Annotated in this window: 20 protein-coding genes; 12 read left to right on the top strand and 8 right to left on the bottom strand. The window is 69.6% G+C overall.

Annotated elements, in window-relative coordinates; translation table 11 throughout:
* Nucleotides 1-27 precede the first annotated feature (27 nt).
* The 7 genes from JWP60_RS07105 (at nt 28) to JWP60_RS07075 (ending at nt 6,888) form a co-directional block, all read left to right on the top strand.
* Nucleotides 28-990, top strand: coding sequence for a tripartite tricarboxylate transporter substrate binding protein (locus tag JWP60_RS07105; protein ID WP_299788376.1), 963 nt, complete (start codon nt 28-30; stop codon nt 988-990).
* Between the two features lie 34 nt (nt 991-1,024).
* A complete protein-coding gene (locus JWP60_RS07100) occupies nt 1,025-1,900 on the top strand; it encodes a TauD/TfdA family dioxygenase (RefSeq protein ID WP_299788374.1) in 876 nt (291 codons plus the stop codon).
* Between the two features lie 153 nt (nt 1,901-2,053).
* Complete coding sequence (locus JWP60_RS07095) at nt 2,054-3,205, top strand: histidine kinase (RefSeq protein WP_299788371.1); 1,152 nt, start codon at nt 2,054-2,056, stop codon at nt 3,203-3,205.
* Nucleotides 3,206-3,218: 13 nt separating this feature from the next.
* Nucleotides 3,219-4,310, top strand: a complete 1,092-nt coding sequence (locus tag JWP60_RS07090) for a histidine kinase (RefSeq protein ID WP_299788368.1) — start codon at nt 3,219-3,221, stop codon at nt 4,308-4,310.
* Complete coding sequence (locus JWP60_RS07085; RefSeq protein WP_299788365.1) at nt 4,297-5,070, top strand: LytTR family DNA-binding domain-containing protein; 774 nt, start codon at nt 4,297-4,299, stop codon at nt 5,068-5,070. The genes JWP60_RS07090 and JWP60_RS07085 overlap by 14 nt, the downstream gene beginning before the upstream one ends.
* A gap of 28 nt (nt 5,071-5,098) precedes the next feature.
* Nucleotides 5,099-5,518 (top strand): hypothetical protein, encoded by a 420-nt coding sequence (locus tag JWP60_RS07080; protein WP_299788362.1) that lies wholly within the window; start codon nt 5,099-5,101, stop codon nt 5,516-5,518.
* Between the two features lie 137 nt (nt 5,519-5,655).
* The gene (locus JWP60_RS07075) at nt 5,656-6,888 is read left to right on the top strand and encodes a vanadium-dependent haloperoxidase (protein ID WP_299788360.1); all 1,233 of its coding nucleotides are present in this window, start codon (nt 5,656-5,658) and stop codon (nt 6,886-6,888) included.
* Nucleotides 6,889-7,043: 155 nt separating this feature from the next.
* Here the strand turns inward: JWP60_RS07075 and JWP60_RS07070 are convergent, their stop codons facing one another.
* From JWP60_RS07070 to JWP60_RS07050, 5 genes are all read right to left on the bottom strand, one after another.
* Nucleotides 7,044-7,889 (bottom strand): LOG family protein, encoded by an 846-nt coding sequence (locus JWP60_RS07070; RefSeq protein WP_299788357.1) that lies wholly within the window; start codon nt 7,887-7,889, stop codon nt 7,044-7,046.
* Nucleotides 7,890-8,072: 183 nt separating this feature from the next.
* Nucleotides 8,073-9,473 carry an amidase gene (locus JWP60_RS07065; RefSeq protein WP_299788354.1) on the bottom strand — a complete coding sequence of 467 codons (1,401 nt, stop codon included), beginning with the start codon at nt 9,471-9,473 and terminating at the stop codon, nt 8,073-8,075.
* Nucleotides 9,470-10,216 (bottom strand): aspartate/glutamate racemase family protein, encoded by a 747-nt coding sequence (locus tag JWP60_RS07060; RefSeq protein WP_299788351.1) that lies wholly within the window; start codon nt 10,214-10,216, stop codon nt 9,470-9,472. Before JWP60_RS07060 ends, JWP60_RS07065 begins: the two co-directional genes overlap by 4 nt.
* A complete protein-coding gene (locus JWP60_RS07055) occupies nt 10,213-11,118 on the bottom strand; it encodes a polysaccharide deacetylase family protein (RefSeq protein WP_299788348.1) in 906 nt (301 codons plus the stop codon). Before JWP60_RS07055 ends, JWP60_RS07060 begins: the two co-directional genes overlap by 4 nt.
* A complete protein-coding gene (locus tag JWP60_RS07050; RefSeq protein WP_299788345.1) occupies nt 11,115-12,626 on the bottom strand; it encodes an amidohydrolase family protein in 1,512 nt (503 codons plus the stop codon). Before JWP60_RS07050 ends, JWP60_RS07055 begins: the two co-directional genes overlap by 4 nt.
* A 35-nt stretch (nt 12,627-12,661) precedes the next feature.
* Between JWP60_RS07050 and JWP60_RS07045 the strand changes: the two genes are divergently transcribed.
* Nucleotides 12,662-13,138, top strand: coding sequence for a nucleoside deaminase (locus JWP60_RS07045; protein WP_299788342.1), 477 nt, complete (start codon nt 12,662-12,664; stop codon nt 13,136-13,138).
* Nucleotides 13,139-13,158: 20 nt separating this feature from the next.
* Here JWP60_RS07045 and JWP60_RS07040 read toward each other — a convergent pair whose 3' ends face one another.
* The 3 genes from JWP60_RS07040 to JWP60_RS07030 are packed head-to-tail and all read right to left on the bottom strand — an operon-like array spanning nt 13,159 to nt 15,990.
* Nucleotides 13,159-14,037: an ABC transporter permease gene (locus JWP60_RS07040; protein WP_299788339.1), complete on the bottom strand. Its 879-nt coding sequence runs from the start codon at nt 14,035-14,037 to the stop codon at nt 13,159-13,161.
* The gene (locus JWP60_RS07035) at nt 14,030-14,890 is read right to left on the bottom strand and encodes an ABC transporter permease (RefSeq protein ID WP_299788337.1); all 861 of its coding nucleotides are present in this window, start codon (nt 14,888-14,890) and stop codon (nt 14,030-14,032) included. The genes JWP60_RS07040 and JWP60_RS07035 overlap by 8 nt, the downstream gene beginning before the upstream one ends.
* Nucleotides 14,891-14,898: 8 nt before the next feature.
* Complete coding sequence (locus JWP60_RS07030) at nt 14,899-15,990, bottom strand: ABC transporter ATP-binding protein (RefSeq protein WP_299788334.1); 1,092 nt, start codon at nt 15,988-15,990, stop codon at nt 14,899-14,901.
* A gap of 241 nt (nt 15,991-16,231) precedes the next feature.
* On the opposite strand from JWP60_RS07030, the gene JWP60_RS07025 reads away from it, so the two are divergent.
* The 4 genes from JWP60_RS07025 to JWP60_RS07010 are packed head-to-tail and all read left to right on the top strand — an operon-like array spanning nt 16,232 to nt 20,156.
* On the top strand, nt 16,232-17,287 hold the full coding sequence (locus JWP60_RS07025; protein WP_299788331.1) for an ABC transporter substrate-binding protein: 1,056 nt from the start codon (nt 16,232-16,234) through the stop codon (nt 17,285-17,287).
* A gap of 11 nt (nt 17,288-17,298) precedes the next feature.
* Nucleotides 17,299-18,024, top strand: a complete 726-nt coding sequence (locus JWP60_RS07020; RefSeq protein WP_299788328.1) for an aspartate/glutamate racemase family protein — start codon at nt 17,299-17,301, stop codon at nt 18,022-18,024.
* A 27-nt stretch (nt 18,025-18,051) separates the two neighbouring features.
* The gene (locus JWP60_RS07015; RefSeq protein WP_299788325.1) at nt 18,052-18,795 is read left to right on the top strand and encodes a GntR family transcriptional regulator; all 744 of its coding nucleotides are present in this window, start codon (nt 18,052-18,054) and stop codon (nt 18,793-18,795) included.
* 5 nt (nt 18,796-18,800) lie between these two features.
* Nucleotides 18,801-20,156: an amidohydrolase family protein gene (locus tag JWP60_RS07010; RefSeq protein WP_299788322.1), complete on the top strand. Its 1,356-nt coding sequence runs from the start codon at nt 18,801-18,803 to the stop codon at nt 20,154-20,156.
* The last annotated feature ends 57 nt before the right edge of the window (nt 20,157-20,213 follow it).

Here is a 20,213-nt window from a genome sequence, read left to right as displayed (position 1 = left end):
TGCGGGCAAAGAAGACCAGGAGACAAGATGAAGCACCTTCGCGAAGCGATCCTTTTTGCCGCTGCGCTTTTCGCAGGCGCCGCGCAGGCCGGCTACCCTGAAAAGCCCATCCGCATCATCGTGCCGTATCCGCCGGGGGGCACGACCGACCTGATGACGCGCCTGGTGGGACAGAAGCTGTCCGAAAGCCTCAAGCAACCGGTTGTCGTGGACAACCGGGGCGGCGGCGCGGCGATGATCGGCAGTGAGCTGGCGGCCAAGAGCGCGCCCGACGGATACACCCTGCTGTCCACCGGCGCCGGCCCGCACGTGATCAATGTGAGCCTGTTTCCCAAGATCCCCTATGACCCGGTGCGCGACTTCGCACCGGTGACGCTCATGTCGATCAATCCGCTGCTGATGGTCGTTCCGGCGTCGGCACCGTTCCAGACCGCACAGGAATTCATCGCCTGGGCGCGCGAACACAAGGACAAGGCCAACTACTGCTCCATCGGACTGGGCTCGCCCTCGCATCTCGCTGCGGAGCTGTTCAAGGGCATGGCCGGCGTGCAGATGACGCACATCCCCTATGCGGGCAGTGGTCCGGCGCTGACCGCCACCATCGGCGGGGTCTGCTCGGTCTTGTTCGACAGCGTCCTGTCCGCCGGGCCGTACGTCAAGGCCGGCAAGCTCAGGGCGCTGGCCACCGGCAACCGGCAGCGGCTGGCGAGCTGGCCCCAGGTCCCCACACTGGCGGAAAGCGGCTTGCCCGGGTTCGAAGCCTTCACCTGGGGCGCCCTGCTGGCCCCGGCGGGGACGCCGCCGGAGATCGTCGCTCGCCTGCAGGCCGAGATGGCCAAGGTCATGGCCATGCCCGACGTACGCCAGAAGATCGAAGACATGGGTGCCTTGCCCGGGGGCGGCACGTCCGCCGACCTGGACACCTTCACGCGGTCCGAGATCCGGAAGTGGGCGAAGGTGATCAAGGACGGCAACATCAAGCCGGAATGACGTCGGCGAAAGACTACTGACACTCGGAGCTCACATGCAACTCACCTTCAAGCCACTTCACCCCTCCTTCGTTGCCGAAGCAAGCGAGGTCGACTTGCGACATGCGGACAGTGAGACCCTGGAGCAAGTCCGCCGGGGCATGGACCAGTACGGGGTGCTCGTGTTCCGCAAGCAGCCGTTCACGGACGACCAGCAGCTCGAATTTGCCACGCAGTTTGATGGCACGCTCCATGCGAAGACGTCCTCCTCGGTCCTGGAAAAGAACCGCTTCGGCAACGAGGCACTCTCGGACGTCTCGAACGTGGGGCGCGACGGCCAGTTGCTGCCGCCCAATGACCGCCGCCGCATGAGCGCCCTGGCCAACCGGCTATGGCACACGGATGCGTCGTTCGTCGATCCGGCGGGAAGGTACTCCATGCTGTCGGCGCGCGTGGTGCCCGAGGTGCACGCCGACACCCAGTTCGCTGACATGCGCGGTGCCTACGACGCGCTCGACGCGCAGACGAAGACCTTGATCGAGGACCTGCGCGTTCACCACTCGATCGCCTATTCGCGCGAGGTGCTCGGGTTCGAGTTCGCGCCGGGCGAGAAGGAGCAGCTCAAGGGCGCGGTGCACCCGCTGGTCCGCCGCATCCCTGGCGTACTCCGCCGCTCCCTGTACCTGGCCTCGCACGCGCAGGAGATCGTGGGCTGGCCGGTGCCGGAAGGTCGCCTGCTGCTGCGCGACCTGACCGAGCACGCGACCCAAGCGCGCTTCGTCTACAGCCACCCCTGGCTGGTCGGCGACTTCGTCATCTGGGACAACCGGACGACCATGCACCGCGCGACGTACTTCGACGACAAGAAACACCGCCGGGAGCTGCGGCGCACCACCACGCTGGACGTGGCGCGCACGACCGCAACCGCCTAGCAGGCTGTTGAATTCGGGCTGGGTGGCGACACCTGCCGCGCCCATCCCGCATGGGTCGCACCCGTCGTCCGTGGGCCGCATCCGTCGCGGCGCACTGTGCGGCAAGCCTCGCGGGGCGCAGAATGGACGGACTGACCCGTCCAGGAGCCTTCGATGCTCGGCAACCTCCGGCTTGGGCTCCCACCCGGGGATGTCCGCGCCTATGCGGTCCGCGTGCTGCGGGCGCTCGACGCCCGCCGCATCGCCGCAGCCGCGGTGACGACGGTGCTCCTGTCGCTGGGCATCCTGGTCAGCCCGACCCTCGTCGACTTCTTCTCCCCGGCTGAAATCGCCGTGGCCTGGCTGGAACACCTGGCCGAGCTGTCGGTGTTGGCGGCCGGCCTGCTGCTGGTCTACACCTTCCTCGACGAGGCGCTGCCGTCCTCGCTGCCGATGCGGCTGGCCCTCGTGTGCACGGTGCTGTTTGTGGCCGCCCTTGCCTTCGCGTTGCTGCTCTTCGCCTATTACGCGCACGGCTTCGCCTACCTGCCGTCGCCCCTGCGGCTGCTGTCGGAAGCCTTGCACTGGGGCCTGCCGGCGATCTTCCTGGCGGCCATCGGCGACGTTCACCAGCGCTCGCTGCGCGCCGAATCGGCGGCTCACGCGGCGGACCTCGCCCGCGTGCAACAGGTCCAGGGTGAAGCGGAGCAGCAGTTGGCGCTGCTGCAGGCGCAGATCGAGCCGCACTTCCTGTTCAACATGCTGGCCAACGTCCGACGCCTGTATCGCACCCGCCCGCAAGCGGGCGCCGAGGCCATCGAGAGCCTGATGCGCTACCTGCGCACGGCCATGCCGCAGGTGCGCAATGCCAGCGGCACCCTGGCCGACGAAATCGAGCTGGTGCGCGCCTACCTCGAGCTGTATCGCATCCGGATGGGCTCGCGCCTCGGCTACCGGATCGATGTCGATCCAGCGCTGGACGCCCTCGCGTTTCCGCCGATGCTGGCGATGACGCTGGTCGAGAACGCGATCCGCCATGGGCTCGAGCCGGCGGGAGGTGGCCAGGTGCTGGTGCGCGCCCGCCGCAACCGCGACTCGCTCGAGGTCGAGGTCACCGACGACGGGCTCGGCTTCGGGGGCGCGGCCAGCAGCGGCACGGGGGTCGGGCTGGCCAACGTCCGAAGGCAACTGGCCGCCCGCTATGCCGGCCAGGGCAGCCTCGCCCTGGACTCGGTCGATCCGCACGGTGCCCGCGCACGCATCACCATCCCGCTCGTTGCTGCTGCCGTCTCCCGACTCGCCGCGGGACAGCCGCAGTCCGCCTGAAGGACGAAACGCCATGCACACCGCTGCGCTCCAGGCCTTCCGCGCGCTGTGGCAGGCCGACGCCGCAGCGGGCGTGGCAAAGTGGCTGCCAACGCATCCCGGCGCGGTCGCCATGGCAGGACTGCTGGCGTTCGCCGGGCCCTTGAAGTTCTTCGCCGGCTACCTGGGCGTGCTGCAGCAGCGCGCGCCGGCGGAGCTGGTGCAAGTGAGCGCGTGGTGGCTGCTGTATGGCCTCGTGCTGTGGGTCTGCCTGCTGGTGGCCGGCCATGTGGGCAGCCACCTGGCGGAGGGCACCGGTCGCGTCGGCCGCGCAGTGCTCTGGCTCACGCTGGCGTGCGCCTGCGCGGCGGCGCCCAACGTGGTGACCGCCGGGCGCGCCCGGATCCTCGTCGAACAGGGCTTCGTGCTGGGGCTGCTACCGATGCAGTTGTACGGATTCGCGTTGTCGTTGACGATGGCAGCGCTGTACTTCGCCCACCTGGGCCGCAGCCGCCAGCACGAGTCCGCTGCGGCGCGGCTCGCGGCGGCCCAGGCGGGGCAGCGGGAGGCGCGGCGCCGCATCGTGCAGCTGGATCTGCAGGCCGTGCAGGCGCGCATCGATCCCGTGCTGCTGTTCGGCATGCTCGATGCGGTGCGGCACGCGTACGCGACCGATCCCCCGCGGGCCGAACGCCTGCTCGACGAGCTGATCGCGTTCCTGCGCGCCAGCCTGCCGGCCCTGCGCCCCGGCGGGTCCAGCGTGCCGCGCGAGGCGGAGCTCGCGCGGGCCTATGCCCAGCTGCTCTCGCTGGCGCATGCAGCCGGTTGGCACATGACGCTCGACATTTGCGACGCCGCGATGCATGCACGGTTCCCGCCCGGTGCGCTGCTGCCGCTGGTGGATGACGCGCTGCGTTCGCGTGGCGGCGACTGCACGCTGCAGGCGCGTTGCGCCGACGGTCGCTGCCGGGTGGTCCTCGGACTGCCCGCGCGACCGTCCACTGCGGCAGTGGCACGCGTGCACGCCTTGCTGCGCCGGCTCGATGGACCCGCCGCCGGCCTGTCGGTCGAGACGAACGGGACCGGCGCCATCGTCACGCTGTGGGTGCCCCATGCCAGCGCGTGAGCGCGATCCGGGGACTCCGACAGCGGTGCTGGCCGAGGACGAGCCGCTGCTGGCGGACGAATTGGCCGACCTGCTGCACACGCTGTGGCCGCAACTGCACATCGTTGCGCGCGTCACCGACGGCGTGGCTGCGCTGCACGCGATCGAGGAGCACGCGCCCGACCTGGTGTTCCTGGACATCCGGATGCCGCTGCTCTCGGGCCTGGAGGTGGCGCGCCGCGTCGGCGCCGGCTGCCACATCGTGTTCATCACCTCGTACGACACGCACGCGCTGGAGGCGTTCGAGGCCGGGGCCATCGACTACGTGCTGAAGCCGCCAACGGCAGGCCGGCTGCTCACGACCCTGCAACGCGTGAAGGACCGGCTGCAGCAGCCCGCGGCCGACCTGCGCGACGCCCTCAGCCGGATCCCCCCGCCGACACCATCGCCGCGGCCGCACCTGCAATGGATCAACGCCTCACGCGGCGCCGCGGTGCGCCTGATCACCGTGGAGGAGATCCTGTATTTCAAGTCGGACCAGAAATTCACCCTGGTGGTGACGGCCGACTCGGAATCCCTGATCCGCAAGACCATCCGCGAACTGCATGAAGAACTCGACCCGTTGATGTTCTGGCTGGTCCACCGCTCCACCATCGTGAACCTGCACGCGATCGACAGCGTGCTGCGCGACGACCGGGGCAACCTGAGCCTGCGGCTGAAGAACCGGCCCGAAGCGCTTCCGGTCAGCGAAGCGCACACGCATCTGTTCCGGCAGATGTGATCGTCACCACCCGCACAGGAGGCCTCCCATGGACACCACAGACGGCAACGACATTCACGGCTTGAGCAGGCGCCAGGCCGTCGCCCTGCTCTCGGCATTCGGCGTCGGCAGCGAGGCCCTGGCGCAGGACGCGGTCAGCGCCGATCCACGCTCGTTCCGCGTGCTCGTCGACAACGCGCAAGTGCGAGTCCTGGAGTACAAGAGCCGGCCGGGGCTCGGTGTGTGCGGGCAAGGGATGCACTACCACCCCGCCCACGTCACCGTGTCGCTGACCGGCGCCAAGTTGAAGCACACCGAGAACGGCAAGGTGGACCTGGTCGACCTGCCGCCGGGAACCGTGTTCTACGGCGCGGCGCAGACGCATGCGGCGGAAGTGATCGGCGGCTCGGGCACCCGCAGCTACATCATCGAGCTCAAGGGCAAGGACTGGAAACCGAGCACCGGTTAAGCCGTGGTGTCCTTCAGGCGGCGGATTCATCGCCGATGCGGCGCGCCCAGCCATCGATTCGGCGCATGCGTCGCCGCCGCCTGCGCATTCTTCCGGGTGCTGCCTAAAGTGAGGCTGTCCACCCTGGAGGAAATGCCATGACCGCTGTTCGCAACCCCGTGTCCCTGTCCGTCCTCGCATGCGCTGCGTGGCTGGTGTGCGGACCCCCGGCCCATGCCGATGTCGTCACCGACTGGAACGAGACGGCCGTCACTGCCGTCTACGCCGCCGGGCTCAGCCCGGACCTGCAGAGCCGCGCCATGGCCATCATGCATATCGCCATCTTCGAGGCGCTCAACTCCATCGCGCCTCGCTACGCGCCGTACCGCGCCAAGCTGCCGGCGCAGCCCGGCGCCTTGCCCGATGCGGCGGCAGCTGCAGCTGGCCATGACGTGCTGGTCAAGTTGTTCCCGGCACAGGCGAAGGATTTCGATGCCGCCCTGCAGGCAGCGCTGGCCAGGGTGCCCGAGGGCGCCGGCAAGGCCAGTGGCGTGCGCCTGGGCGAGCAAGCCGCGGCCGCCATCCTGGCGGAGCGCGAGCAGGACGGCGCGACGGCGCCCATCACCTACCGGCCGTACACCACGCCCGGCAAGTACGTCCCGACGGTGTTCCCGGCGTCCTCGACCTGGAATGCGGTCAAGCCGTTCTGCCTGAAGAGCGGCGACCTGTTTCGCCCACCGGCGCCCTACGCGCTCACCAGCGCCCAGTGGGCCGCCGACTACAACGAGGTCAAGCGCATGGGCGCGAAGACCGGCTCGGCACGGACACCGGAGCAGACCGAGATCGCGCAGTTCTGGCAACTCATCGGTGCCGCGACGTACAACCCCGTGACGCGCCACGCCGCCAAGGCGAAGAACCTGGACCTGCTCGATACCGCGCGCCTGTTCGCGCTTTCGTCCATCGCGACGGCCGACACGGCGATCGTCATCTTCGATGCCAAGTACGCCCACAACTTCTGGCGCCCGGTCACCGCCATCCGCAATGGCGACATTGACGGCAACGATGCGACGACGCTCGATGCGAACTGGGAGCCGATGATCACGACGCCGATGCACCCGGAGTACCCCTGCGCGCACTGCACGTTCCAGGGCGCGGCGGCGGGCGTGCTGCAAGAGATGTATGGCGACACGCTGCCGCGTTTCACGCTAACCAGCACTGCGGCGCCTGGTGTCATCCGCTCGTACGAGCGGCTGTCCGACTATGTCGACGAAGTGATCAATGCCCGCATCTACGAGGGCGTGCACTACCGGACCTCCGGCCTGGTCGGCGCCGCACTGGGCCGCCGGGTGGCGCAGGAGGTGGTGAAGCACGAACTGCAGCCGTTGCAGTGACCGGGCGCGAGCTGGCGCAAGCGGCGCAGGCAGCGGTGAGGCTTGCCTGCAAATCGGCTCGATGCAAGCTGGTGACCCAGGCAGCAGCGGCCATTGGTAATGAAGCAGCGTCAAGAGGGCCAGACGTGTCACTCTCAGCAGATGCACTCCTTCGGCTAGCGATCGGTCGGGGCGGAAGAGCGCAGGGCGGCCTCCAGCAAAGGCACGACGTCCACGGCGCGCTCGACACGGATGACGTTTTTCATGAGTACGGTCTTGTCGATCGTGCCGCGCGCATGCATATCGTCGAGGAAGTCATCGAAGCGCCGCCAGTGGAAATAGGCGTTTCCCACCAGGTAAATCGGAACGCCGCGCAGCTGTTGGCTCTTGATTGTCTCGAGGATCTGAAAAATCTCCCAGCCGGTGCCGCTCCCACCTGGAGCGATCACCATCGCGGCGGAGTGTCGGAACATCTCACTCTCGCGCACCGCGACGCTGGAAAATACCAAGCCGTCGGTGACGATCTGATCTGTGTCCCGGTATCGGTGGAACGCGTTCGCGGGGTTGCCTTGGAAGTAGTAAGTTGTGAAGCCGATGCTAGGCCCGCCCGCGGCGGCCGCTCCACGGCTGCCCGCCTCCATCAGACCTGGTCCAGCGCCCGTCATGATCGGAAATCTGCTCTTTTTTCTGGTCCACTCCGATGCAAACGCCATCACGTCCGCGTAGACCAGGTTGTTGGCCAAGTTGACCTCCGGAGTCCCCTTCGTATTGTTTTCCACAATCGTCGAACTGCCGAAAATCGTAACGAAGCCGGCGGGGTAGCGGCTGCTGCGGAATTGCTCTGAGCAGTAATAGTCGCGGTAGAAGTCCTGGGCCGCGATTCGGTTCTCTGGCCCGAGGAACGGCCCTGTATAGAAGGCGTTCGAGGCCGCACTGGAGCAAGCTGGCGTTTGCGGGCGAGCATCGAGGCTCGTGCCCCACAAAAGAAGGCACGCGAGAATTCGCACGAAAGTGACCGACATCTGGTTCCTCACTGTGTGGATGCGAACGGTCGCGCACATCACTGCCGCCAACCCGGGCACTTCCCGTTCGCTTGACGATAGCCGGAACCGCCGCGGGAGCCGCACCCGCCTGTGCGCCCGAATCCCAATGACCGTGTTCGCCCAGCTGGGCAGGTCTTCGATTTCGGCCTGCTGGACGTGCCATCAGCGCGAAGTTGCGACACCTTCCACCAGGGCCGCGTATTGCAGCACCCGCGCATCCTCATAGCGTGGTGCGGCGACCTGCAGTCCCACCGGCAGACCGCGCACCTCGCCGGCGGGAACCGAGCAGGCCGGCACACCGCAATAGTTGAACAGCGGCGTGAAAGCCGCGTGGCCGCGAGGTCCGGCGGCCCGGCCGCCGATCACCGGCGGCCCGAGTTGCTGCAGCGGCCAGGCCGTGACGGGCGCGCTCGGACACAACAGGAGGTCATGCTCCTCGAAGAAGCGCGCCAGCGACGCGGCGATGCGCTCGCGCAGCCGCAGCACGCGGGCGATCACCTCCGGGCCGCAGGCTGCGCCGGCTTCGATCTGCAGCACCAGGTCGGGGTCGAAGCGCTCGCGCGCGTCGCGCAGCCGGTGGCCATAGAGCGCGTGCAGGCCGGCCTGCTGCAGTGCGAGCAAGGGGTACTCGCGCACCTCCGCCGGCCAGCTCGGATCGGCATCGACGATCCGCCAGCCCGCCGAGCGCAAGGCGTCGACCCGAAGTTGCAGGGCCTGCAGCACGTCGTCGTCGATCGCGAAATCGCAGCCCAGCCGCGGGCTCCACGCAACGCGCAGCTCGCGCGGCGGGTCCGTCGCCAGCGCATCCGAGGCCTGCAGCCCCACCAGCACCGGCACGCCGGCGGGATCGCCTGCGTCGTACGCCAGCAGCTGGTCGTAGAGCCAGGCGGCATCGCCCACGTTGCGCGCCAGCAGCCCGATCACGGACAGGCCGTAGTTCGGCTCCGCGAAGCCCCAGGGGTGCGGGATCAGGCCGGCGCTCGGCTTCAATCCGACCAGCCCGCAATGCGCCGCCGGCCGCCGCGTGGAGCCGCCGGCGTCGGTGCCCAGCGCCAGCAGGCCCAGGCCCGCAGCGAGCGCCGCGGCCGCGCCGCCGGAGGACCCACCCGGCGTCAGCGCTGGATCCAGCGGATGGCGGGTCGCGCCGTACACCCGGTTGACGCTCACGCCCTTGCAGGCGAACTCGGAACAGTTGGTGATGCCCAGCATCACGGCGCCGCGCTCGCGCAGCCGGGCCACTGCCCACGCGTCGCGCGGAGCGACGAAATCCTCGAACAGCAGCGAGCCCTGGGTGATGCGGCGGCCTGCCACCCACAGGTTGTCCTTCACCGTGAAGGGCACGCCGGCCAGCGGCAGTTGCTCGCCGTTCGCCAGCCTCTGGTCAACTGCGGCCGCTTCCGCCAGCACCAGCGCCGGATCGAACTGCACGATCGCGTTCAGGTCAGGATTGAGACGCTGCACGCGCTCGATGAAGAAGCGGGCGACGTCGGCCGCGCGCAGGCTGCCCGCACCGACACGCGCGGCCAGCGCGCGCGCTGTCATCAGATGCAGCGCGTCACTCATGGCGAGCGTCCGAACAGGGCGGCGAGCGCCGGCGACACCCCTTGCACGTCGCGCCCGCCGGTGGCCGCCAGGCTGCCGCTGCGCGCCTTGGGCAGCCGCAGCCGCACCCTCGCCTCGGCCAGCGCCACCGCGCAGGCGACCCCATCGAGCAGCGGCACGCCGATCTGCGCCTGCAGCACGCCGGCCATGGAAGCCATGGCGGCGCCGGCCAGCAGCACGGCTTCGGCGCCGTCGCGCGTGACCAGCCGCTGGGCGCCAGCGAGCACCGCGGCCTGCACCGCCTGCGGCGCCTCGAAGGTCTGCTGCGGCGTGACCTCCAGCGCCTCGATGCCGGCGAGTCGACCGGTGAGGCCGTGGCTCTCCACCAGCTCGCGGTACAAGGGCCCCATGCGCTGGCCGTAGGTCAGCACGCCGATGCGGGTGGCGAGCGTGGCGCCCACCAGCAGGCCGGCTTCGGTCATGCCCACGATCGGCACGTCCAGCAGCTCGCGGCAGGCCCACAGGGCGGTGTCCAGCGAAACCCCAAGCACCACGGCATCGCAGCCGGCCGCGTGCTGCGCGACCAGTTCCAGCACGCCGTGCTGCGCCAGCGCGTTCTCGCCGCGTGAGCCGATCACCAGCGGCCCGAAACTGCCCGTGACCGCCAGCAGCTCGGTGCCCGGCGAGGCGCTGCTGCGCGCCGCCGCGAGCACCGCGTCGGTCACCGCTTGCGTGCGGTTGGGGTTGACCAGCAACAGCTTCATTGCGCGCCTTCCGGGGGCACGTGGGCCAGCCAGTGGCGGGCGATCTGCTCGCGCGTGGCGCACCAGATACCGGCACGCCCGCGGATGTGGGCCAGCAGCCGTTCCAGTCCGGCGATGCGCCCCGGCCGGCCGATGATGCGGGTGTGCAGCCCGATCGACAGCATGCGCGGCGCAGTGTGCGATTCGCGCAGCAGCGCCTCGAAGGCGTCGATCGCATAGCCGGCGAAATCGTCGGCCCGGGCAAAGGCGAAGCTGTCGAAGAAGCGCATGTCGTTGGTGTCGAAGGCGTAGGGCAGCACCAGGTGCGGCCGGCCGGCGACCGGCACGTAGTAGGGCAGGTCGTCGTTGTAGGCATCGCTGTCGTACAAGAAGCCGCCCTGCTCCACCAGCAGGCGCCGGGTGTTCACCGAAGCGGAGGACTTGGTGTGCCAGCCTACCGGCGGCCGGCCCCATAGTTGCCTGATCGTTGCGACGCAGCGGGCGATGCGCGCGCGCTCCTCGGCTTCGGGCAGGCCGGCGTGCGACTCCCAGCGCCAGCCGTGGCAGCAGATCTCGAAACCATTGGCCGTGGCGTCACGGGCGATCCAGGGCGTCGTCTCCAGCGCCCGGCCGCAGGCGTTGAGCGTCAGCGGCACCCCTGCTTCCAGCAGCGCCCGCGTGATGCGCCAGTAGCCCACCCGCGCGCCGTATTCGAAGTGGCTTTCCATGCACAGGTCGGGCGCGCCCAGCACCTCGTGGTTCACCTCGTGGCGGCCTTCGTTGCGCTCGTCGCCGGCGCTGAGACTGAGCTCGGCGCCCTCTTCCACGTTCAGCACGAAGGACACCGCCAGTCCGGCGCCGCCGGGCCAGCGCAGCGCCGGATAACGCCAGCCGTAGCCGTGGAAATCGCGGGCGCCGCTCATGCCGGCATCCGCGCGGCGAAGGTATCCGGCGGGATGGGCAGTGCCAGCGAGCGGCGGTAGATGCCCTCGACGGCGGCCAGCACCGGGGCCACCGAAGCCTCCGCCTGCGCATAGCGCCCGGACAGTTCGCGGAAGTCCGCTTCGATCTCGGCCAGGATCGCGGCCTCGTCGATGCGCAGCAGCCGCCCGCCCTCGATGACAATCTCGCCGGCCACCATGGAGAAGTCCAGGCCGGCGCCGCGTTCGGCGTACACCAGCTGGCGCACCGGGTCGTTCATCGGCGTGAACGTGACCGTGTCGGTGCGATACGCCACCAGGTCCGCGAGCGCGCCCACTCGCAGCGAACCCAGCGCATCGCCGAAGCCGAGCGCCCGCCCGCCGGCCAGGGTGCCGGCCTGCAGCGCCTCGCGCGCCGACAGCCAGCGCTGCGGCACGTCGCCGCGCAACTTGGACAGCGCCGCCGCGCTCCCCAGGACGTTCAGCATGTTGACGGTCACGGTGGAACAGGAGCCGTCCGAACCCAGGCTGACGTTGACCCCGGCCTCCAGCAGCTCGCGCACCGGCTGCACGCCGGAGCCGAGCAGCAGGTTGCTCCACGGGTTGTGCTGCGCGGTGGCGCCAGTGCGCGCCAGCGCCTCGATCTCCCGCGGGTTCAGCCAGACCGCGTGAATGAGGCTGGTCGCCGGCTTCAGGAAGCCGATGCGGTCCAGGTATTCAACGATGGGGGAGCCGTAGAACTGCTGCCCCGTGACGACCTGCAGCCGGGTCTCCTGCACGTGCGTGATGACCGGCAGCGCGAGATCGTCGGCCAGCGCCCGCACCTGCTGCAGGAAGGGCTCGGTGCAACGCTGCGGCGCCGAGGCCGAGACCAGCACCCCGACCCGGTTTTGCTGCGGATGGCGCTCGCGCGCCAGGTCGCGCACCAGCGCCAGGCAGTCCTGCGGTGCCGGCCGCGCGGCAGAACGCAGTTCGGCCGCCAGCTCCGGCGGGAAGTGCTCGGCGACGAAGGGGAAGTTGTCGACGATGGGCTTGTCCATCATGGCGAAGCCCAGCAGCGCGCGGATGCCGGCGTCGTCGTAGGCGGCCAGCACTGCCTTGATGTTCTCGCGCTGGATCGCCGCACCGAGCGCCATGTCGTCGACCAGCGTGGTGCAGCCGGTGCGCAGCGACTCGATGGCGCCGATCATCGTGCGCAGGTACACCTGTCGCGGGGTCAGAGCCACCGGGATCCGCGTGCGCACCAGGTGCATCCAGAGTTCCAGCGGCAGGTTCTCGGTGCGGCCACGCTGGAAGTGCTCGTGCGAATGCTGGTGGCCGTTGACCAGACCCGGCACCAGCAGGCGGCGCGCGAGGTCGACCACGCACTCCGCATCGCCCAGCGAGCCGGCCGGCGCGATGGCCGCGATGCGATCGCCCTCGATCAGCACGTCCAGCGGCTGGGCGTCGTAATCCAGCGCATCGCCGACCAGTGCGGTGGCATTGCGCAACAGGGTGCGTTTCTTGCTCAATTCGGTTTCCTTTGAATGAACGGAGAGCGCGTGCCATGAACCCGCAGCACGACGAAGACCTGCACTGGATGGACCTGGCCCTGCAGGCGGCACGCGAGGCGCATGCCCGCGGCGACTGGCCGACCGGCGCGGTGCTGGTGCGCGAGGGCCGGCTGCTGGCCAGCGGCCAGAACCGGCAATGCAGCCAGGGCGATGTCACCTCCCATGCCGAGACCGACGTGCTGCGCGCTGCTTTCGCGCAGCACGGGCCGCACGCGGCACAGGGGGCGACGCTCTATTGCACGATGGAGCCCTGTCCCATGTGCGCGGGCGCGCTGAAGCTGGCCGGTGTAGCCACGCTGGTGCTGGCGCTGCGCCATGCGCGCCTGCGCCGCACCGACCTGGGCCGCTACTCGATCGAGGCCTTCTGCGGCATGACCGGGTTCGCGCTGGAACTGCGCGAAGGCGTGCGCGAGGAGGAGTACCTGGCGCTGCGCCTGCGCTGGGGCGGCGACCGCGTCGCGCCCGCCTGAACCGGGAACGAAGCGGCGCATCAACGGAAGTGCCGCGAAACGCCTGCCACGCGCTCCATCACCACCATCAGCACCAGGGTGGCGGCGATCAGCACACCGGAGACGGCGGCGGCGCGCACATCGAGATTGGATTCAATGATGTGCCACATCCGGATCGGCAGCACCTGGCTGCGCGCGTCCGACAGGAAGAGCGAGACGGCGACGTTGTCGAAGGAGTTCATGAAGCCGATGAAGGCCCCCGCCGCGATGCCGCGGGACACCAGCGGCAGGGTGACCGTGCGGAAGGCGTACACCGGCGAGGCGCCGAGGGCGCTGGCGCTCTCGAGCAGGCTGGCGTCCATCTGCACCAGGCTCGCCGCCGTGGTGCGCAGCACGTAGGGGGTGACCAGCGTGACGTGCCCGAGCACCAGGGTCCAGAACGAGAGCGCGGTGCCGGCCAGGTTGAACAGCATCAGCAGCGACAGGCCGATGGCGAGCGTCGGCAGCATCAGCGGCGACAGGAACACGGCCTCCACAGCGCGGGCCCAGGGCTCAGGGCGCCGGGCCAGCGCCAGTGCCGCCGCCACGCCCATCACCACGGAGGCGCTGGTGGCGATCGCGGCCAGCTTCAGCGACAGCAGCAGCGCGTCGACCAGCTCCGGCGACTCGGTCCACAAGGCCTGGTACCAGCGCGTGGAGTAGCCCGGTGGCGGGAACTTGAGCGAGTAGCCGCTGGTGAGCGAGGTGACCAGCACCACGACCGTCGGTGCCAGCAGCAGCAGGGCCGCGACCAATCCCAGCAGGCCGAACACGGCGCGGAAGGACGCGTGCTCCAGGCCTGCGGCGAACGCGTGCCTGGCGCGCGGCGCCGCCGCGGGCGCGGCGGGCAGCAAACCCGGGGACACAGCTTGATCAGGCATGGACGAACCCCTTGCTCCTGCGCCCGAGCGCGTTGACCGCCATCACCACCGCCAGCACGCACCCAAGCAGGAGCATCGCGACCGCCGCGGCGAAGGGATAGTTGTTGGCTTCGATCGCCTGCTGGTACATGTAGAAGGGCATGTACATGTGCTGGCCGCCACCGACCAGCGTCTGGGTGACGAAGGCGCTGACGCTGGAGGCGAACACCAGCACGCAGCCGGTGAGCAGGCCCGGCATGGACAGGGGCACCGTGATCTGCCAGAAGGTGCGCCAGTGCCCCGCGCCAAGCGCCAGCGAAGCCGGACGCAGATTGGGATCGATGTTCATCAGGGCGGTGACCAGCGGCAGCACCATCAGCGGCAGCTCGATCTGGGCCAGCGCCACGGCCACGGCGCCGTGCGTGTACAGCAGCTTGAGCGGCTCGGCGATCACGCCCAGATCCAGCAGCGCGCTGTTGACGATGCCCTGCCGTCCCAGGATCACGACCCAGGCGAAGGTACGCACCACCGAGCTGGTGAGCAGGGGCAGGATGATCAGCAGCAGCAGCGGTCCCTGCCAGCGACGCGGCGCCTGCGTGTAGAGCCAGGCGAGCGGGAAGCCGATCACCGCGCTGAGCGCCACCACCTGCAGGCCCAGGCCGAGGGTGGCGCCCAGCACGCCGAGGTTGAAGCGGTCGCCCAGGAACTTCGCGTACTGGGCGAAGCCGGCCTGCGCCAGCGTGCCGTCAACATGCAGGCTGACGTAGGCCAGCAGCACCAGTGGCGCAATGACGAACACCGCGAAGAACAGCGCGAGCGGCAAGGCCAGCGACAACGAGGACCCGGCGGGCGGCGAGCGGAAGGAGCGGGGCATGGTGGCCCTCAGGCGGTGAACACACCGGCCGGCGAGCCGGCGCGCAGGCTCAGGCCGACCCGGTCGCCGGCGGCAAAGCGGGGGTGCTCGGAGGTGCGCGGCTGCGTCACCTTGACGGTGCGGCCGCCCGGCAGCGTCAGCTCGTACACCAGCGATGGCCCCAGCGGCAGCACCATGTCGATGGTGGCCGGCACGGCCTGCGGCGAAAGCGGCGCGATGGCCAGGTGCTCGGGCCGCGCGGCCACCAGCACGCTGCCGGCACGCGAGCAGGGCCAGGCCTGCCGCAGTTGCAGCACCCCACCGCCCTGGCAGGCTACCGCGAAGCCCGCGGGCTCGCCGCCGGAGAGCCGCCCGGGCAGCAGGTTGGCGGTGCCGATGAAGCTGGCCACGAACAGGCTCGCCGGCCGGTCGTAGATGGCCTCGGGCGTGTCGAACTGCTCCACCTGGCCGGCGCGCATCACGGCGATGCGGTCGGCCATCGACATGGCTTCGTCCTGGTCGTGCGTGACCAGGATGGTGGTGATGCCCAGTTCGCGCTGGATGCGCTTGATCTCGATCTGCATGTCCAGCCGCAGGTTCTTGTCCAGGGCGGCGAACGGCTCGTCCAGCAGCAACACGCGCGGCCGCACGGCCAGCGTGCGCGCCAGTGCCACCCGCTGCTGCTGCCCGCCGGACAGCTCGCGCGGATAGCGTCCTGCGAACGCGGCCATGTGGACCATCTCCAGCATCTCGCGCGCCGTGGCCCGCGCGACGGCGGCCGCCTCGCCGCGGGCCCGCAGGCCGTAGGCGACGTTGTCCTGCACCGTCATGTGCGGGAACAGCGCGTAGTTCTGGAACACGATGCCGGCGCCGCGTTGATTGGTTGCGAGCGCATCGACCGGCTCGCCGCCGATGCAGACGCTGCCGCTGGTCTGCGGCACCAGGCCGGCAACGATGCGCAGCAGCGTGGTCTTGCCGCAGCCGCTGGGACCGAGCAGGGCCACCAGCTCGCCGGCCGCGATCGCGAGCGATACCGATTCGACGGCAGTGGCCGCGCCATAGCGGTGATGGATCTGGTCGAGGCGGACGTCGACCCCGGCGCTGCGGACGTGGGCTTGCATGCGCACGGCGGACTCAAGATCCGTGCCACGCGAGCGGCCATCCTGGACCCAATGCGCGCACGCATTGGCCACAATCCCGCCGCCGAATGTGCACAAGACGGTGCGCATCAACCCAAGTTGGAGCGAGAAGCGCACCCGCGTAGGGAGCATTGCCGCGAAAGCGGCGCCTTGTGCGTGGCACGGAGATTGCGCCCGGCAGGACCGCCTGGTGTTCAGGCGTGCTCCCCACGAAAGGATCTCCATGACCTCGTTCCTGTCCCGCCGGGCGCTGCTGCAAGGCGCCGCCGCGCTGGGCGCAACCCAGCTGGCAACGCAGTCCGGCCTGGCCTTCGCGCAGTCGAAGTCGATCTCCGCGACCACCTATCCCGGCGCCTGGGAATCGGCTCACCGCAGCATCCTGCTGCCATCGTTCGCCAAGGCGACCGGCGCCACCACCAACCTCGTGCCCTCGCTGGCAGTGGACACGGTGTCCAAGATCGTGGCGGCCAAGGCCAACCCGCCCTACGACGTGATCATCCTGGACGAGGGTCCCTACCTCGCCGCCCTTTCGCAGGACATCTTCGCGCCGATCCCGGTCGCGAAGATGCCGTACCTGAAGGACGTTCCGGCCAAGCTGGTGGACCCGCGCGGCCTCGGTGTGTTCGTCTCCGGCCAGATCATCGGCATCGCCTACAACACCGAGAAGATCAAGACCCCGCCGAAGTCCTGGAACGACCTGCTCAAGCCCGAATACAAGGGCCGCGTCGGCCTCTCCGGGATGGGATCCACGCTGATGTCCGCCTGGATGGCGGAGATCGCGCGCCTGAACGGCGGCAGCGAGGAGAACATGGAACCGGCCTTCCAGTTCATGAAGAAGCTGCTGCCCAATGTCAGCGCGGTCGCCAGCAGCCCCGGCGCGCTGGCCACGCTGTTCCAGCAGGGCCAGATCGACATCTCCGTGCACTACAACAACAACGTCGGCGACCTCCAGAGCAAGGGCGTGCCGGTGGCGCTGGCGCGGCCCGACAGCGGCTGGATCTACATCCGCAGCGTGATGCACATCGTGAAGAACGGCAAGAACCCCGACCTGGCCGCGGCCTACATCAACGCCGCCCTCAGCCCGGAAGTGCAGACACGCATGGCCGACGAACCCTATCTGCTGGCGCCGGTCAGCTCCAAGGCCACGTTCAGCAAGGGGCTGCAGGCGTATGCGCGCAACACCGCGGACCTGGAGGCCATGAACGGCGTCGACTGGGCCAAGCTCAATCCGCGGCGGGCCGAGTACATCGACCGCTTCAACCGCGAAATCCGCGTCTGAGGCAAGCACCGATGAAACGCGTGCTGCTGGGGATGCTGACCCCCTCCTCCAATACGGCGCTGGAACCGCTGACCTCGGCGATGGTGGCGCAGTTGCCGGGGGTCTCGGCCCACTTCGCGCGTTTCCGGGTGACCGAGATCTCGCTCGAAGCGCAGGCCCTCGGCCAGTTCGACGAGCGGACTATCCTGGAAGCCGCCCGCCTGCTGGCCGACGCGCGGGTCGACGTGATCGCCTGGAACGGCACCTCCTCGGGCTGGCTCGGCTTCGATGCCGACCGCGCCCTGTGCGAGCGCATCACGGCGGAGACCGGCGTGCCGGCCTGCACCTCGGTGCTGGCCTTCAACGAGCTGATGGAGCGCACCGGACGGCGCCGCTTCGGCCTGGTGACGCCTTACCTGCAGGACGTGCAGCAGCGCATCATTGCGAACTACGCGCGCCACGACTTCGAGTGCGTCGCCGAACGGCACCTGGGTGAGCGCGTGAACTTCGCGTTCTCCGAATTCGAGCCGGCCACCATCGAGGCGATGGTGCGCGAGGTGGCGCAAGCCGCGCCGCAGTGCATCACCACCTTCTGCACCAACCTGCGCGCCGCCCAGCTGGTGCCGGCGCTCGAAGCCGAACTGGGGATCCCGATCTACGACACGGTAAGCACCGCGGTCTGGAAGGCGCTGCAGGTCTGCGGCGTCGACACCCGCGCCCTGCAAGGCTGGGGCCGCATCTTCACCGAGTCGGCCTGAGGCCGGCTGCGAACCCCGGAAGCTTTCATGAACCTGCCGCCTGCCCGGCGGGCCCTGCGGCCTGCCCTGAACACCGTCTCCAAGCCGTCCGAGATCTCCCGGCCCTCCGACATCTACGAGCGGATCTACGAAGCGGTGGTGGAGCACCGGCTCATGCCCGGCACCAAGCTGTCGGAAGAACGCGTGGCCGCGCTCTTTTCGGTGAGCCGCACCCAGGTGCGCGGCGTGCTGCAGCGGCTTGCCGTGGAGCAGCTGGTGACGCTGATCCCGAACCGTGGGGCGTTCGTCACCACGCCCACCGTGGAGGAAGCGCAGGACGTGCTCGATGCCCGGCGCACGCTGGAGCCGGCCATCGTCGTGCGGCTGATCGACCGCATCGCCGACGGCAAGGCGCCGGGGGCAATCAAGCAGCTGCGTGCACTGGTCAAGCGCGAACAGCAGGCACACGCGCAAGGCGACCGGCGCGCCTCGGTGCGGCTGTCCGGCGAGTTCCACGTGCAGCTCGCCCAGCTCTCGGGCAGCAGCATCATGACCCGCGTGATGCGCGAGCTCACGCCGCTCACCTGCCTGGCGATCCTGGCCTTCGAGGCACCGACCGTCGCGGCCTGTCCGGACGACGAGCATGCCCGCCTGGTCGATGCGATCGAGGCCGGCCAGAAGAAGACCGCCGTGGCCTTGATGACCGAGCACCTGCATCACATCGAGCGTTCGCTCAACCTGCTGCAGCGCGAAGAGGTGGAGATCGACCTCGCCGACGCGCTGCTGGGATAGACACGATGAGCGCAGACACCCTGCACCGCTTCGACCTCCTGCTGCTGGATGCGATCGCGCTGACGGCCGACCCCGCCCGGCCCGAGATCCGCGACTGCGCGATCGGGATCCGCGGCGGCCGCATCGCCTGGATCGACCGCGCGCCGCCCGCGCGCTACGAAGCGCAGCGCACGCTGCGGCTGCCGGGGCACTTCATCCTGCCGGGCTTCGTCAACGTCCACACCCACAGCATCCTGACCATGGTGCGCGGCGTGGCCGCCGACCTGGGCTTCGCCCCTTCGTATACGCCGGGCATCCCGAAGGGAACGGCGGTCAACCCCGAGCAGGCGCGCGCACTGGCGCGGCTGGGAGCACTGGAAGCACTGCTGTTCGGATCGACCCTGGTCGGCGACAACTTCGTCCACGCCGACATCGCGACCGAGGCGATGGTCGAACTGGGCCTGCGGCTGGCCCCCAGTTGGCGCATCCACGACGTCGACTTCGCCCGCGTGGCGCAGGGCGACTGGCACCACGACCCGGCGATCGGCCGCCGCACGCTGGATGCCGCGCTCACGCTGCAGGCGCGCTGGGCCGGGCACGCGCGCGTGCATCCCAACCTCGCGGCGCACGCGGTCGACACCTGCTCCAACGGCTTCCTGCAGGAAGTGGCCGCGGCGTCACGGGCTCATGGTCTGCGCGTGAGCACGCATCTCGGACAGAGCCAGGTGGAGGTGCAGCGCGTGCGCGCGCGCACCGGCCGCAGTTCCACCGAGGTGCTGGACGACACCGGCCTGCTGAACGAGCGGCTTCTGGGCGGCCACTGCATCTACCTCGATGAAGCCGATGCCGCGCGCATGGCCCGGGCCGGCGCGCACGCGGTGCACATCCCGAAGTGCAATGCCACCTCCGGCCGGCTGGCGCCCACGCCGATGCTCAAGCGCGCCGGCGTCAACATCGCGCTGGCCACCGACACGCAGCACGGCGACATGATCGAGCTGATGCGCTGGGCGCTCATGACGGCCCGCGTGCAGGAAGGCGGCGTCAACGCCGGCTGGCAACCGGCCGACGTTTTCCACATGGCCACCATGGGCGGTGCGCGCGCGCTCGGCCTCGATCACGAAATCGGCAGCCTGCAGGCCGGCAAGGCGGCTGACCTCGTGGTGGTCGACGCCAACCGGCCGCACCTGCGCCCGCACGTGAACCCGCTGGGGAACCTGGTGCATACCGGGCAAGGCCGCGACGTGCGCATGGTGCTCGTCGAAGGCGAGGTGCTGGTGGAGGACGGGCTGCCCACCCGCGTCGACATGCAAGCCGTGTGCGCCGAGGCGGAGACCGCCGCGCGCGCACTGTGGGGCGCGGAGGGCCGCCGCTACTGGGAGTGAATGCACGGCGCACGCCACTGGGGCGGACGGCACCAATGCGGCACTGCCGCCGTGCAA

The sequence above is a fragment of the Ramlibacter sp. genome, assembly GCF_028291745.1.
GTDB lineage: Bacteria > Pseudomonadota > Gammaproteobacteria > Burkholderiales > Burkholderiaceae_C > Ramlibacter.
This window is presented reverse-complemented; position numbering and strand designations above follow the sequence as displayed.

Coding starts and splice junctions, on each gene's coding strand:
- JWP60_RS07105 (WP_299788376.1), top strand. CDS start 28: ATGAAGCACCTTCGCGAAGCGATCCTTTTTGCCGCTGCGCTTTTCGCA.
- JWP60_RS07100 (WP_299788374.1), top strand. CDS start 1,025: ATGCAACTCACCTTCAAGCCACTTCACCCCTCCTTCGTTGCCGAAGCA.
- JWP60_RS07095 (WP_299788371.1), top strand. CDS start 2,054: ATGCTCGGCAACCTCCGGCTTGGGCTCCCACCCGGGGATGTCCGCGCC.
- JWP60_RS07090 (WP_299788368.1), top strand. CDS start 3,219: ATGCACACCGCTGCGCTCCAGGCCTTCCGCGCGCTGTGGCAGGCCGAC.
- JWP60_RS07085 (WP_299788365.1), top strand. CDS start 4,297: ATGCCAGCGCGTGAGCGCGATCCGGGGACTCCGACAGCGGTGCTGGCC.
- JWP60_RS07080 (WP_299788362.1), top strand. CDS start 5,099: ATGGACACCACAGACGGCAACGACATTCACGGCTTGAGCAGGCGCCAG.
- JWP60_RS07075 (WP_299788360.1), top strand. CDS start 5,656: ATGACCGCTGTTCGCAACCCCGTGTCCCTGTCCGTCCTCGCATGCGCT.
- JWP60_RS07070 (WP_299788357.1), bottom strand. CDS start 7,889: ATGTCGGTCACTTTCGTGCGAATTCTCGCGTGCCTTCTTTTGTGGGGC.
- JWP60_RS07065 (WP_299788354.1), bottom strand. CDS start 9,473: ATGAGTGACGCGCTGCATCTGATGACAGCGCGCGCGCTGGCCGCGCGT.
- JWP60_RS07060 (WP_299788351.1), bottom strand. CDS start 10,216: ATGAAGCTGTTGCTGGTCAACCCCAACCGCACGCAAGCGGTGACCGAC.
- JWP60_RS07055 (WP_299788348.1), bottom strand. CDS start 11,118: ATGAGCGGCGCCCGCGATTTCCACGGCTACGGCTGGCGTTATCCGGCG.
- JWP60_RS07045 (WP_299788342.1), top strand. CDS start 12,662: ATGAACCCGCAGCACGACGAAGACCTGCACTGGATGGACCTGGCCCTG.
- JWP60_RS07040 (WP_299788339.1), bottom strand. CDS start 14,037: ATGCCTGATCAAGCTGTGTCCCCGGGTTTGCTGCCCGCCGCGCCCGCG.
- JWP60_RS07035 (WP_299788337.1), bottom strand. CDS start 14,890: ATGCCCCGCTCCTTCCGCTCGCCGCCCGCCGGGTCCTCGTTGTCGCTG.
- JWP60_RS07030 (WP_299788334.1), bottom strand. CDS start 15,990: ATGCAAGCCCACGTCCGCAGCGCCGGGGTCGACGTCCGCCTCGACCAG.
- JWP60_RS07025 (WP_299788331.1), top strand. CDS start 16,232: ATGACCTCGTTCCTGTCCCGCCGGGCGCTGCTGCAAGGCGCCGCCGCG.
- JWP60_RS07020 (WP_299788328.1), top strand. CDS start 17,299: ATGAAACGCGTGCTGCTGGGGATGCTGACCCCCTCCTCCAATACGGCG.
- JWP60_RS07015 (WP_299788325.1), top strand. CDS start 18,052: ATGAACCTGCCGCCTGCCCGGCGGGCCCTGCGGCCTGCCCTGAACACC.
- JWP60_RS07010 (WP_299788322.1), top strand. CDS start 18,801: ATGAGCGCAGACACCCTGCACCGCTTCGACCTCCTGCTGCTGGATGCG.